The organism is Pseudomonas fluorescens (assembly GCF_001708445.1).
GTDB lineage: Bacteria > Pseudomonadota > Gammaproteobacteria > Pseudomonadales > Pseudomonadaceae > Aquipseudomonas > Aquipseudomonas gorinensis.
In genome coordinates this window covers 5,691,032-5,703,283 of sequence record NZ_CP015637.1, presented here as the reverse complement: position 1 = coordinate 5,703,283, position 12,252 = coordinate 5,691,032, and the positions used below count along the sequence as shown (strand labels likewise).

Annotated in this window: 12 protein-coding genes; 6 read left to right on the top strand and 6 right to left on the bottom strand. The window is 62.0% G+C overall.

The features are described 5' to 3' along the window. The first annotated feature begins 168 nt into the window (after positions 1-168). Positions 169-1,503, top strand: a complete 1,335-nt coding sequence (locus A7317_RS25380) for an MFS transporter (RefSeq protein ID WP_024077529.1) — start codon at positions 169-171, stop codon at positions 1,501-1,503. On the opposite strand, the gene A7317_RS25375 is transcribed toward A7317_RS25380, so the two are convergent. Next, positions 1,504-2,382, bottom strand: coding sequence for a DMT family transporter (locus A7317_RS25375; protein WP_024077530.1), 879 nt, complete (start codon positions 2,380-2,382; stop codon positions 1,504-1,506). Positions 2,383-2,581: 199 nt separating this feature from the next. Between A7317_RS25375 and A7317_RS25370 the strand changes: the two genes are divergently transcribed. The 3 genes from A7317_RS25370 (at position 2,582) to A7317_RS25360 (ending at position 5,024) form a co-directional block, all read left to right on the top strand. After that, positions 2,582-2,995 carry a lipoprotein gene (locus A7317_RS25370; RefSeq protein WP_069077059.1) on the top strand — a complete coding sequence of 138 codons (414 nt, stop codon included), beginning with the start codon at positions 2,582-2,584 and terminating at the stop codon, positions 2,993-2,995. 154 nt (positions 2,996-3,149) lie between these two features. After that, the gene (locus A7317_RS25365; protein ID WP_024077532.1) at positions 3,150-4,037 is read left to right on the top strand and encodes a neutral zinc metallopeptidase; all 888 of its coding nucleotides are present in this window, start codon (positions 3,150-3,152) and stop codon (positions 4,035-4,037) included. Beyond that, positions 4,038-5,024: a hypothetical protein gene (locus tag A7317_RS25360; protein ID WP_069077058.1), complete on the top strand. Its 987-nt coding sequence runs from the start codon at positions 4,038-4,040 to the stop codon at positions 5,022-5,024. A 147-nt stretch (positions 5,025-5,171) separates the two neighbouring features. Here A7317_RS25360 and A7317_RS25355 read toward each other — a convergent pair whose 3' ends face one another. The 3 genes from A7317_RS25355 to A7317_RS25345 form a co-directional block, all read right to left on the bottom strand. Beyond that, entirely contained in the window at positions 5,172-5,759 is a 588-nt protein-coding gene (locus A7317_RS25355; protein WP_069077057.1) for an HAD family hydrolase, read from the bottom strand. Then, positions 5,756-6,625 carry an acyl-CoA thioesterase II gene (tesB, locus tag A7317_RS25350; RefSeq protein WP_069077056.1) on the bottom strand — a complete coding sequence of 290 codons (870 nt, stop codon included), beginning with the start codon at positions 6,623-6,625 and terminating at the stop codon, positions 5,756-5,758. The genes A7317_RS25355 and tesB overlap by 4 nt, the downstream gene beginning before the upstream one ends. A 160-nt stretch (positions 6,626-6,785) precedes the next feature. Beyond that, complete coding sequence (locus tag A7317_RS25345) at positions 6,786-7,355, bottom strand: GNAT family N-acetyltransferase (protein ID WP_024077536.1); 570 nt, start codon at positions 7,353-7,355, stop codon at positions 6,786-6,788. Between the two features lie 76 nt (positions 7,356-7,431). On the opposite strand from A7317_RS25345, the gene A7317_RS25340 reads away from it, so the two are divergent. Continuing rightward, entirely contained in the window at positions 7,432-8,352 is a 921-nt protein-coding gene (locus tag A7317_RS25340) for a histone deacetylase (RefSeq protein ID WP_024077537.1), read from the top strand. Between the two features lie 171 nt (positions 8,353-8,523). Next, positions 8,524-9,750: a TIGR03862 family flavoprotein gene (locus A7317_RS25335; protein ID WP_069077055.1), complete on the top strand. Its 1,227-nt coding sequence runs from the start codon at positions 8,524-8,526 to the stop codon at positions 9,748-9,750. Positions 9,751-9,873: 123 nt separating this feature from the next. On the opposite strand, the gene A7317_RS25330 is transcribed toward A7317_RS25335, so the two are convergent. Both A7317_RS25330 and yedA read right to left on the bottom strand, forming a co-directional pair. Next, entirely contained in the window at positions 9,874-11,211 is a 1,338-nt protein-coding gene (locus tag A7317_RS25330; RefSeq protein WP_024077539.1) for a DEAD/DEAH box helicase, read from the bottom strand. 48 nt (positions 11,212-11,259) lie between these two features. Then, positions 11,260-12,156, bottom strand: a complete 897-nt coding sequence (gene yedA / locus A7317_RS25325; protein ID WP_024077540.1) for a drug/metabolite exporter YedA — start codon at positions 12,154-12,156, stop codon at positions 11,260-11,262. Positions 12,157-12,252 lie beyond the last annotated feature (96 nt).

Here is a 12,252-nt window from a genome sequence, read left to right as displayed (position 1 = left end):
TAAACTGCTCACAGCAATTGAAATGTACGAACCGGTTAGTTTTTAGGGCGATTATCGAACACAATGGTGGTTGGCGAATTGACGATTTTTTAGCCACTGCGCACCATCGATCACGCAACAAGACCCAGACCACACCATAAAAATTTCAAAAAAAACGGGTACTCCCTCATGCCTTCGCAAAACTCCGTCCTGGCCGCGCGCCCGGCCACCCCGCACGCCGGTATCGGCGATAAGATCCGCGGCGCACTGGCCGTCGGTAAAACCCGCTGGGGCATGCTGGCCCTGGTGTTCTTCGCCACCACCCTGAACTACATCGACCGCGCCGCCCTTGGCGTGATGCAACCGATCCTGGCCAAAGAGATGAGCTGGACGGCGATGGACTACGCCAACATCAACTTCTGGTTCCAGGTCGGTTATGCGATTGGCTTTGTGCTGCAAGGCCGTCTGATCGACCGCGTCGGCGTCAAGCGCGTGTTCTTCTGCGCGGTACTGTTGTGGAGCCTGGCCACCGGTGCCCACGGCCTGGCCACCTCGGCGCTGGGCTTTATGGTCTGCCGCTTTATCCTCGGGCTGACCGAAGCCGCCAACTACCCGGCCTGCGTCAAGACTACCCGCCTGTGGTTCCCGGCCGGCGAACGCGCAGTAGCCACCGGCATCTTCAACGCCGGCACCAACGTCGGCGCGATGATGACGCCAATGTTGCTGCCATTGATCCTGCACGTGTGGGGCTGGCAGGCGGCGTTCCTGTGCATGTCGGCACTGGGCGCCATCTGGCTGCTGTTCTGGGGCTTGAAGTACTTCAACCCGGAAGACCATCCAACGGTCAAGCAATCCGAATTGGACTACGTGCAACAGGAAGTCGAACCGGAACAACCCCGCGTGCCCTTCAGCCGTATCCTGCGCATGCGCGGCACCTGGGCCTTCGCCCTCGCCTACGCGCTGACGGCGCCGGTGTTCTGGTTCTACTTGTATTGGCTGCCGCCGTTCTTGAACCAGCAATACAACCTGGGCATCAACGTGACCCAGATGGGCATTCCGCTGATCATCATCTACCTGACCGCCGACTTCGGCAGCGTAGGGGGCGGGATTCTGTCGTCGTTCCTGATCGGCCGTGGGATGAACTCGATCAAGGCGCGGCTGCTGTCGATGCTGCTGTTTGCCTGCTGCATCGTCGGCGTGATCATGGCGGCCGGTTCCAGCCAGCTGTGGGTCGCGGTGTTCGCCATCTCCCTGGCCATCGGCGCACACCAGGCCTGGACCGCGAATATCTGGAGCCTGGTGATGGACTACACGCCCAAGCACATGATGAGCACGGTGTTCGGTTTCGGCGGCATGTGCGCGGCCATCGGCGGTATGTTCATGACCCAGATCGTCGGCCACATCCTGACTGTGACCAACAACAACTACACCGTGTTGTTCACCCTGATCCCGGCGATGTACTTCATCGCGCTGACCTGGATGTACTTCATGGCACCGCGCAAGATTCCTACCGTCGCCGTGTAATCAACGCCGCCGCTGCTGCCAGGCAGCGGCCAACCCGCTCATGCAGATCACCCCGATACCGACCACCGTGGTCATATCGGGGGTATGGTTGAACACCAGCCACCCCAACAACCCCGCGAAGACGATCTGGCAATAGCCGAACGGCGCCAGCAAGGCCGGTGCCGCAAAGCGGAACGCCTGGGTCAGCATCAAGTGTGCGGTCATCCCGCAGGTACCCAGTGCCAGCATCAACGCGCCGTGCCACAGGCTCGGCACCTGCCAGAAGAACGGCACCATCGCACTCATCACCAAGGTATTGCACAGCCCGGCGAAGAAGTTGCTGGTGGTCGGCGTGTCGTATTGGCTGAGAATGCGCGTCAGCAGTTGGTAGAAACAGAAGAACAGCGCCGAGCACAACGGCAGCAGCACCGCAGGCGTGAACAACTCACCGCCGGGGTGGATGATCACCAGCACGCCGACAAACCCGCAGACCACCGCCAGCCATTGGCCGCGTGTCACGTGTTCACCCAGCAGCGGCACCGAGAGCGCGGTCACGAGGATCGGCGCGAGGAAGTTCACGGCCGTGGCTTCGGCCAATGGGATGAAATGCAACGCCGAGGTGAAAAACAGGCTGGTGCCCAGCAGGCACAAGGCCCTGACGACCTGCATCCCCGGGCGTTTACTGCGCAGCACGCGTAGCCCCGATTGCGGCAGGAAAATCCCGGCCATCAGCAAGGTGTGCACCAGGTAGCGCGCCCACACCACCATCACGATCGGGTAGAACCCGGCCAGGTATTTGGACAGGGCGTCATGGCTGGAGAACAGAAACGTCGCCAGCACAATCAGCAGGATGCCTTTGAAGGGATGGTTGACGCCGGAAAGCGGGGTACTGACAGTCATTGAATTCTCTGGCTTGGCGAGCGGAACGCTGAGCACTGAACGAAGTGGCGCTCAACCCGGTAATCTAGCAGCCGGGCGGGAGTCTGCCCCAAGAGCATAACCAAACAACGTGCGAACAGCGCACTAAATCACGGGAATCGAGTCCAACGCTGCACGCTCGCTCCCGCGTTGCACACTTTTTAACCAAGGCCCTGCCGTCATGAAAAAAACCCTCTTTCTTCTCTGCGCCGTTGCGCTGCTCGCCGCTTGCAACCAGGAAGCCAAGGACGCCCCCAAACCTGCCCCGGCCTCGGTGCAAGCCACCCTGGTGCCGCAAACCCCGCCCACTGACCAATGGGTCGGCAAGTGGATCGGGGTGGAAGGCTTGAACCTGACCATCGCCAAAGACGACAGCATCGGCCGAGGCCACTACGTTCTAACCATGCAATACGGCCTTGACGCTGGCGACTCCGGCACCTTTAAAGGGGAAGCGGCCGACGGCGGTATTGCCTTCACCCGCCCGGACGGCCCGCAACTGCTGCGCGCCGGAAATGGCGAAGCGACCGGGCTGAAATGGCTGGCGGATAAAAAGGACTGCGTGATCGTCGCCACCGGCGAAGGCTATTGCCGTTAATACCGACCATAATCAGACACTAAATTAGTGTAGGAGCGAGCTTGCTCGCGAAATTCGTTAACGATAACGCGGGCAATCTGGTTAAACGCGGTGTTTGTGCGTTTTTCGCGAGCAAGCTCGCGCCTACAGCAGGTTTATCAAGAGGATTGCTCCCATGCTATGGAAAAAAGGCCGACGCAGCGACAACGTGGTGGACGCCCGCGACGACAGTGGCGGCGGCGGTGGGGGCATGCGTTTTGGCGGCGGCAAGGGCCTGAGCCTCACGGCGATTGTGCTGATCGTCGGCATCGGTTGGCTGACCGGCCAGGACCCGCTGCAGATCCTTGGCCAGTTGACCGGCCAAATGGACCAGGCCCCCTCGGTGAGTACACAGTCGCGCCAGGCGCCACCGGCCAATGACGAGCAAGCCGATTTTGTAAGGGCCGTACTGGGCGATACCGAAGACACCTGGGGCCAGGTGTTCCAGGAAAACGGCCTGGCCTACAAGAACCCGAAATTGATTCTGTTCCGTGGCCGGGTCAATTCCGCCTGCGGTGGGGCGACCTCGGCCAGCGGCCCGTTCTATTGCCCGGCCGACCAGCAGGTGTACCTCGACCTCGACTTCTTCCGGGAGATGTCGCAACGCTTCCAGGCCGCGGGTGATTTCGCCCAGGCCTATGTGATTGCCCATGAAGTCGGGCACCACGTGCAGACCTTGCTCGGCATCTCGGCGAAGATCCAGGCTGCACGCCAGCAAGGCCGACAGATGCAAGGCGACGGCGGCCTGCTGGTCCGCCAGGAACTGCAAGCCGACTGCTTTGCCGGGGTATGGGCCAACCGTGCGCAAAAGCGCCTGAACTGGTTGGAGCCCGGCGATATTGAAGAAGCATTGAATGCGGCCAACGCCATCGGCGATGACCGTTTGCAGCAACAGGGTCAAGGGCGCGTGGTGCCGGACTCGTTTACCCACGGCACCTCGGCACAGCGGGTTCGCTGGTTCAAGACCGGCTTCGCCCAGGGCCAGATCACTCAATGCGACACGTTTACGGCCAAGAGTCTTTAGATGAATAACCGATTGGGATTGCTGCTGGGCGTATGGCTGACCTGCTCCACCACCACTTGGGCGGCCGAGAAAGAGCATGGCGTCAAGGTGGTCAGTCCCGATCGTTTTCACCTGCCGGCCGGCGACCTCAGCCTGGGCCTGAGCCAGGACTGGGCCAGCCCCCTGCCCCAGGTCACCCGAGCCCTGATCATCGTGCATGGTCGGCTGCGCAATGCGCAGACCTACCTGCAAAGTGGCGAAGACGCTGCTGAACACGCCGGGGTTGGAGCCACGACGCTGGTGATCGCGCCGCAGTTTCTCAACGATTCAGACGTAAAACGCAACCATCTGGACAATCAGGTCCTGCGCTGGAGGGGCAACGACTGGATGGCTGGCAAGCCCTCGGTGGGGCCGGGCGCTGTCAGCTCCTTCGGCGCCTTGGACCAGATCATCAAGCACCTGGGCAACCGCACACTGTTCCCGGCGCTCAAAGAGATCGTGGTAGCCGGCCATTCCGGCGGAGGCCAGGTGGTACAGCGCTTCGCCCTCACCGGCCACGACCACCCGGCCCTGCACACCGAAGGCATCCGCCTGCGGTATGTGGTGGCTAACCCGTCGTCCTACGCCTACTTCAGCCCGCAACGCCCGGTGAAATTCAACGTGGCCGACTGCCCTGGATTCAACGACTGGAAATACGGCATGCAACACCTGCCCGCCTATGCTGAAGGCCAAGGCGTCGAGCAGCTTGAGCGGGCCTACGTGTCACGCGACATTACCTACCTGTTGGGCCAGCAGGACACCGACCCGAACCACCCGGCACTGGATAAAAGCTGCGAAGCCGAGACCCAGGGCGCGTATCGGCTGATTCGTGGGCACAACTATTTTGACTACCTCAAGCAACGCCATCCGCAGTTGAGCCAGACGCTGGTGGAAGTGCCGGGGGTTGGGCATGACGGGGATGGGATGTTTACTTCGCCAGAAGGCCAGAAAGTACTGTTTGCCCAGTAATTACTGAAGAAATCGGCCCAACATGTGGGAGGGGGCTTGCCCCCGATAGCAGTGTGTCAGTCTCAGCATCTGTAACTGATCCACCGCTATCGGGGGCAAGTCGAATCGTCGCACCGCCCCTCCCACATTTGATATTCGTCGCTTGGGCTAGATCATCCGGCGCAATGCCGCACAATCCTGCGCATGCCAATCCGCCAACGCGGGCCAGGGGTTCTCCAGCAGGTTGACCAACACCGTTCGGGTCCCCGCCGCTCGGCCGCAGTCGAGGTCGAAGCGGTAATCCCCGACCATCACCATCTCGCTCGGCGATACATCCCACGCCGCCGCCAATTTCAATAACCCACCCGGATCCGGCTTGGGCGGCGCATCGTCACGTCCCAGCACATCCTCGACCGCAAAGCAGTCCGCCAGGCCAATAGCCTCCAGGGTGATATGCGCCAACTCCCGCGCATTGCGGGTCAGGATCCCCAGGCGATAACCCCGCCCGGCCAGCTCGCGCACCAGCTCCACCGCACCGTCCGCCGCGACGGAACCCAGCGCCAGCTCGCGCTCATGTTCCAGCAACCAGGCATGTTTGGCCGCGGCGATGTCCGCCGGCAAAGCGGCGAGGTGGGTGAGGATGTCATCCTCGGGTGGAATCTCCAGGGCCACGCGAATAGCCGCAAAGTCATGCACGGCCACCGTGAGGGTGCCGTCCATGTCGAACACCCAATGCTTAACGTCGGCCAGGCTCATGCCCAGTCCTTGCGGTGGCGAATCAGGCCTTCCTGGGTCACCGACGCCACCAGTTGCCCGGCGCGGTTGTACACACTGCCCCGGGAGAAACCACGGGAGTTGCCGGCCCATGGGCTGTCCATGGCGTAGAGCAACCAGTCATCGGCGCGCAGGTCGGCGTGGAACCACAGCGCATGGTCAAGGCTGGCGACCTGCATGTCTTTCTGCCACACCGTCTTGCCATGGGGCAGCAGCGAGGTGGTCAGCAGGCCGAAGTCCGACGCGTAGGCCAGCAGGTATTTATGCAGCGCCGGCGCGTCGGCGAGTGCCCCGTCGGCGCGGAACCACACGTACTTGACCGGGTCCGACGGCTGCGGGTTGAACGGGTCTTTTTCGGTCACCGGGCGCACTTCGATCGGTTTGGGGCACAACAACTTTTCGCGCATGTGTTCCGGGATCAGGTGCGCACGCTGCTTGGTCAGCTCCAGCTCCGACGGCAAGTTCTCCGGGCCGACCACCACCGGCATGGTGGTCTGGTGCTCGAAGCCTTCTTCGTCGTACTGGAACGAAGCGCTGCAGGTGAAAATCGGGTGGCCCTTCTGGATCGCCGTGACCCGACGCGTGCTGAAACTGCCGCCATCACGCACGCGGTCCACCGAATACACCACCGGCAAGGCCGCGTCGCCAGGGCGCAGGAAATAACCGTGCAGGGAATGCACGTGGCGCGCTTCTTCTACGGTCTGGCTGGCGGCCGACAGCGACTGGCCGAGCACCTGGCCACCGAACAGTTGGCGAAAACCCAGGTCCTGGCTGCGGCCGCGAAAGAGGTTTTCCTCGATCGGTTCCAGGGTCAGCAAGTCCACCAGATCTTCCAATACTTGGCTCATTCAAACTCTCCTCAGAGCAAAACGGTATCTACCTGTAGGCGCGAGCTTGCTCGCGAAGGTGGTTAACGATAACGCCGCGCTTCTGGTCTACCGCAGCGCTCTTGGGTTCTTCGCGAGCAAGCTCGCGCCTACAGGGGGTCTATTGGGCATTCCGGGCTGCTTATCCGTGCAGCGTGTCCAACCATTGGGCGCGGGTGATGCGGTACAAAACATGATGGCGCAGCGTGTTATCGGCTGCGACCTTGGGGTGTTCGAAATCCGCCTGGGGATCGTAATGCATCCCGATGGCCTGCATGACTTTTTGTGATGGCAGATTGGCTTCGGTGGTGAACGCGACGATTTCATCCAGCTGCAAGCGGTCGAAACCACAGCGCAGCGCCGTCCAGGCCGCTTCGCTGGCGTAGCCCAGGCCCCAATGCTCGCGGGCCAGGCGCCAGCCGATTTCCACGGCGGGGGTAAAACCGGCTTCGAAACTGACATTCTGCAACCCGGTCAGGCCGATGAATTCGCCACTGTCCTTGCGCTGCAAGGCCCACAGGCCAAAGCCGTATTCAGCGAAGTGCCCACGAATCCGGCCGATCAGCGCGGCGCTTTCCAGGCGGTCCAGCAGGCCGGGAAAATAGCGCATCACCTGCGGGTCGGCGCACATTTGCGCAAACGCCGGCAGGTCGCTGTCACGCCATTGGCGCAGCACCAGGCGCGCGCTTTCCAATTCCAGTATCGGCTCCACGGGTCCCCTCCCCTTGCCATGTGCGTGAGTGTACAGCGCTGTTAAGATCCCTCGCAGGTTCCCGTCAGAAAATCCCATGCCTTTGCCATTGATCTACCACGATGACTACAGCCCTGAGTTCCCCGCGGATCACCGCTTTCCCATGGACAAGTTCCGCCTGTTACGCGACCACCTGGTGGCCAGCGGCCTGACCGAAGACCGCCAGTTGCTGCGCCCGCAACTGTGCCCGCCAGAGATTCTGGGCCTGGCCCATGAACCTGGGTATATCGAACGCTACATGAGCGGCAAGTTGTCCCGAGAAGACCAACGGCGACTCGGCCTGCCCTGGAGCGAAGCGCTGGCCCGGCGTACCGTGCGCGCGGTCGGCGGCTCGATACTCGCGGCAGAACAGGCGCTGGAACACGGCCTGGCCTGCCACCTGGCGGGGGGTACCCATCACGCCCATTATGATTATCCGGCCGGCTTTTGCATCTTCAACGACCTGGCGGTGATCAGCCATTACCTGCTGGCCAGCGGGCGGGTCAACCGCGTGCTGATCTTCGACTGCGACGTGCACCAGGGCGACGGCACCGCGCGCATCCTCCACGACACGCCGGACGCAATCACCGTGTCGCTGCACTGCGAGAAGAACTTCCCGGCCCGCAAGGCCCAGAGCGACTGGGATATCCCGCTGCCCATGGGCATGGGCGATGCCGAGTACCTCAAGGTGGTGGACGATGCGCTGAACTACCTTTTGCCGTTGTACCAGCCGGACCTGGTGCTATACGACGCCGGCGTCGATGTACACAAGGACGACGCCCTCGGTTACCTCAAGCTGACCGACGAAGGCGTCGCCGCCCGCGATGAAAGCGTGATGCGCCACTGCCTGGGTCGCGACATCCCGGTGATGGGAGTGATCGGCGGCGGCTACAGCAAGGATCGCCCAGCCCTGGCGCGCCGTCATGGCATCCTGCACCACAGCGCGCAACGGGTGTGGACGTCATCAGGTTGTCATTGAACCCTGGGCGTTACCCACAATGCCTGTGGAACGGGCTGTGGATAACTTGAGCGTAAGGGGCTGAAAGCGAGTAGCCGCATGGCCTGTAGGAAAGTGTACGTTTTTTGATCAGGCAGCCACGCTGTCGTCGGGTAGAATGCTCGGCCTATTCAAGCGACCGTAGCCCTGCCCATGCCTCAGACCTCTCCTCAACACGTCACCATCATCGGCGGCGGCCCCGCCGGGCTGATGGCCGCTGAAGTCTTGAGCCAGGCGGGGGTACGGGTCGACCTGTACGACGGCATGCCGTCGGTGGGGCGCAAATTCCTGCTGGCAGGCGTGGGCGGCATGAACATCACCCATTCCGAAGCCTACCCGGCTTTCCTCTCGCGCTATGCCGAACGGGCCCCCCACCTGGCGCCGTTATTGCGGGCATTTGGCGCTGAAGCACTGTGCGAATGGATTCATGGCCTGGGCATCGAGACGTTTGTCGGTACCTCCGGCCGCGTATTTCCTACCGACATGAAAGCCGCCCCGCTGTTGCGTGCCTGGCTCAAGCGCCTGCGCGACCAAGGTGTGGTTATCCACACCCGGCATCGTTGGCAGGGCTGGAATGCGCAGGGGGATTTACTTATCCACAGCCCGGACGGGGAAAAAACCATCCACAGTGCTGCCGTGTTGCTGGCGCTGGGCGGCGGCAGCTGGTCGCGCTTGGGTTCTGACGGCGCCTGGCTCAAATTGCTGGAAGATAAAGGCGTGCCCTGCGCCAGGTTGCAACCGAGCAACTGCGGCTTCGAGGTGTCGGCCTGGAGCCCATTGATGGTCAGCAAATTCGCCGGCGCACCGTTGAAAAATGTCGCCATCGGCCTGGGCGATGACAAACCCCGCCTCGGCGAATGCGTGGTCACCGCCAGCGGTATCGAGGGCAGCTTGATCTACGCGCTGTCGGCGCCGATTCGTGAGGCGATCAACCGGAAAGGTTCGGCCACGGTGCATATCGATTTGCTGCCCAGCAAGCCGTTGGACAAGGTCCATGCCGCGTTGGCCAAGCCACGTGGTTCGCGCTCGATGAGCAAGCACTTGCACAGTCAGTTGGGGTTGGATGGGGTCAAGGCGGCGTTGTTGCGCGAGTTGGCACCCGCCGAACACTTCAATGATCCGGCGCAGTTGGCGGCGGCTATCAAGGCGCTGCCGCTGACCTTGGTGAAGACACGGCCGATGGATGAAGCCATCAGCACGGCCGGTGGTGTGCCGTTTGAAGCGTTGGATGAGCGGTTGATGCTCAAGCAATTGCCAGGGGTGTTTTGTGCGGGGGAGATGCTGGACTGGGAAGCGCCGACCGGCGGGTATTTGCTGACGGGGTGTTTTGCCAGTGGCAGGGCGGCTGGGCGGGGGATGTTGGAGTGGCTTAACCGCTGATATTTGTGGTGAATTCAAAGCCGCCATCGGGGGCAAGCCCCCCTCCCACAGTTTGAATGTATTCACACATCAAAATGTGGGAGGGGGCTTGCCCCCGATGAGGCCATCAGCCACACCGCAAAATCACTTTTTCTTACGCGGCCCAGTATTGAACACCGGCACTTTACGCACCGGCTTGATCGAAGGCTCCGACGGCGCCACTTCGCCACTGTCCACCCACTTGCCCAGGTTGCGCTTACCACCGCCACCACCTGACGCCTTGGGCTTCTTCGGTTTTTTCGGTTTCTTCACCACCTGGCCGCTGGCATCGGTGTCGGGCACGCGGTGTTCCGGTTCGAAATCCGGCTCCATCTTGCGGGTCAACGTCTGGCGGGTCAGCATCTCGATGGCCGACAGCATGTTCACTTCATCGGCGCACACCAGGGAAATCGCCTCGCCGGTGTTGCCCGCGCGACCGGTACGGCCGATACGGTGGATGTAGTCCTCGGCCACGATCGGCAGGTCAAAGTTGACCACCAGCGGCAGGTCTTCAATGTCCAGGCCGCGGGCCGCCACATCAGTGGCCACCAGGATCTGCACATCGCTCGATTTGAAACGATCCAGCGCACGTTGGCGCGTGGCCTGCGGCTTGTCGCCGTGGATGCCATCGGCATTGATGCCCAGGCCCTGCAACTTATCCACCAGCGCATCCACGCCGTTACGGGTCTTGGCGAATACCAGCACCTGCTTCCAGCGGCCCTTGCGCATCAGGTGCACAAACAACTCCGCCTTGCGCTTCTTGTCCACCGGCACCACCCATTGCTTGACGGTGTTGGCGGCCACGTTGCGCGGGCTGACTTCGATGCTCAGCGGGTCGTTGAGCATCTGCCCGGCGAGCAGGCGGATGTCATCGGAGAAGGTCGCGGAGAACAGCAGGGTCTGACGCTTTTTCGGCAGCATGCGGTAGATGTTCGCCAGTTCTTCGGAGAAGCCCAGGTCGAGCATACGGTCGGCCTCATCCAGCACCAGGGTTTGCAGCTGATTGAGTTTCAGCGCGTTCTGGCGGAACAGGTCGATCAGCCGGCCAGGGGTGGCGACCAGCACGTCGACCCCCTTGCGCAGCTTCATCATCTGCGGGTTGATGCTCACGCCGCCGTACACCGCGTAGGTGGTGAGCGGCAGGTTCTGGGCGTATTCGGCAACGCTGGCGTGAACCTGCTCGGCCAGTTCGCGGGTCGGGCACAGGATCAGCGCGCGCACCGAGTTAGCGGCGACTTTCGGTCCTTCCATGGTCAGCAGTTGCAACAGCGGCACGGCGAAACCGGCAGTCTTGCCGGTGCCGGTCTGGGCCGCCGCCATCAGGTCGCGGCCAGCCAGCACCGCCGGAATGGCTTGCGCCTGCACCGGCGTCGGGGTCTGGTAGCCAAGCGTCTCAAGGGCGCGCAGCAAGGGTTCGATCAGGCCAAGGGTGGCGAAAGTCATGTAGTTACCGTAGGAAAAATTCAGCGCAAGGGCGTAATGCGCGGCAGTTTACCTTATTTCCGGCTTGGGCTTGCGCCACTGGGGCAGGCTGATCAATAGCACGGCACTGATGATCACCAACATCGCCAAGGCTTCTTCCAGGCCGATGGTCTCGCCGACGAACACAATCCCCAACAACACCGCCACCGCAGGGTTCACATAGGCATAGCTGGTCGCCGCAGCCGGGCGGACGTGCTTGAGCAGGTACATATAGGCGTTGAAGGCGATGATCGAGCCGAACACCGTCAGGTAGGCCAACGCCAGCCAACCCTCCAGTGGCGGCATGGCCTGCAGGTGCTCACCGGAAAGCGCGCTGCCGATCAACAGGGTCACGCCCGCCACCAGCATTTCCGCAGCACTGGCCATGGCGCCCTGGGGCAGCGACAACTGCCGACTCCACACCGACCCGAATGCCCACGATGCCGCCGCGAACAGCAACAAGGCGGCGCCCACCGGGCTCGATTGCAGGGTGCTGCCCATGTTGAGCATGGCGATGCCGACAATCCCAAGGATCACCCCGGCCCATTCCAGCCGCGTATTGCGCGCGCCCCAGAAATACCCGCACAGCAAGGTGAACAGCGGCACGGTCGCCACCGCCAGGGCGGCCACCCCGGACGACACGCCCGCGTGTTCGGCCAACGTGACGCCGCCATTACCGAAGGTGAGCAGCAAAATGCCGATCATCCCGGCGGCCTTCCATTGTGGCCATGTCGGCGCTGGCACCCCGCGCCATCTGAGGTAGCCATACATCAGCGCACCCGCCGTGCAGAACCGAATCCCCGCCAGCAACAATGGCGGCCAGTAGTCCACGCCGATGCGAATCACCAGGTAGGTAGACCCCCAAATCACATACAGCGCAAAAAAGGCGGCGATCAACGGTAAGGAAAAGCGACGTGGGCCAGGCATTGGGCGGCTCGAAGGCAGATATAAGAGATGCTTATTCTAAAAAGGCATGTGCTTAAACATAAGTTACAAAACCTGTTTAAACCGCCCATGCACTTT

What these genes read in the sequence shown, in the direction of transcription:
- A7317_RS25375 (WP_024077530.1), bottom strand. Translation starts at nt 2,382, where the DNA reads ATGACTGTCAGTACCCCGCTTTCCGGCGTCAACCATCCCTTCAAAGGC.
- A7317_RS25365 (WP_024077532.1), top strand. Translation starts at nt 3,150, where the DNA reads ATGCTATGGAAAAAAGGCCGACGCAGCGACAACGTGGTGGACGCCCGC.
- A7317_RS25355 (WP_069077057.1), bottom strand. Translation starts at nt 5,759, where the DNA reads ATGAGCCTGGCCGACGTTAAGCATTGGGTGTTCGACATGGACGGCACC.
- A7317_RS25370 (WP_069077059.1), top strand. Translation starts at nt 2,582, where the DNA reads ATGAAAAAAACCCTCTTTCTTCTCTGCGCCGTTGCGCTGCTCGCCGCT.
- A7317_RS25360 (WP_069077058.1), top strand. Translation starts at nt 4,038, where the DNA reads ATGAATAACCGATTGGGATTGCTGCTGGGCGTATGGCTGACCTGCTCC.
- A7317_RS25330 (WP_024077539.1), bottom strand. Translation starts at nt 11,211, where the DNA reads ATGACTTTCGCCACCCTTGGCCTGATCGAACCCTTGCTGCGCGCCCTT.
- A7317_RS25340 (WP_024077537.1), top strand. Translation starts at nt 7,432, where the DNA reads ATGCCTTTGCCATTGATCTACCACGATGACTACAGCCCTGAGTTCCCC.
- yedA (WP_024077540.1), bottom strand. Translation starts at nt 12,156, where the DNA reads ATGCCTGGCCCACGTCGCTTTTCCTTACCGTTGATCGCCGCCTTTTTT.
- tesB (WP_069077056.1), bottom strand. Translation starts at nt 6,625, where the DNA reads ATGAGCCAAGTATTGGAAGATCTGGTGGACTTGCTGACCCTGGAACCG.
- A7317_RS25380 (WP_024077529.1), top strand. Translation starts at nt 169, where the DNA reads ATGCCTTCGCAAAACTCCGTCCTGGCCGCGCGCCCGGCCACCCCGCAC.
- A7317_RS25335 (WP_069077055.1), top strand. Translation starts at nt 8,524, where the DNA reads ATGCCTCAGACCTCTCCTCAACACGTCACCATCATCGGCGGCGGCCCC.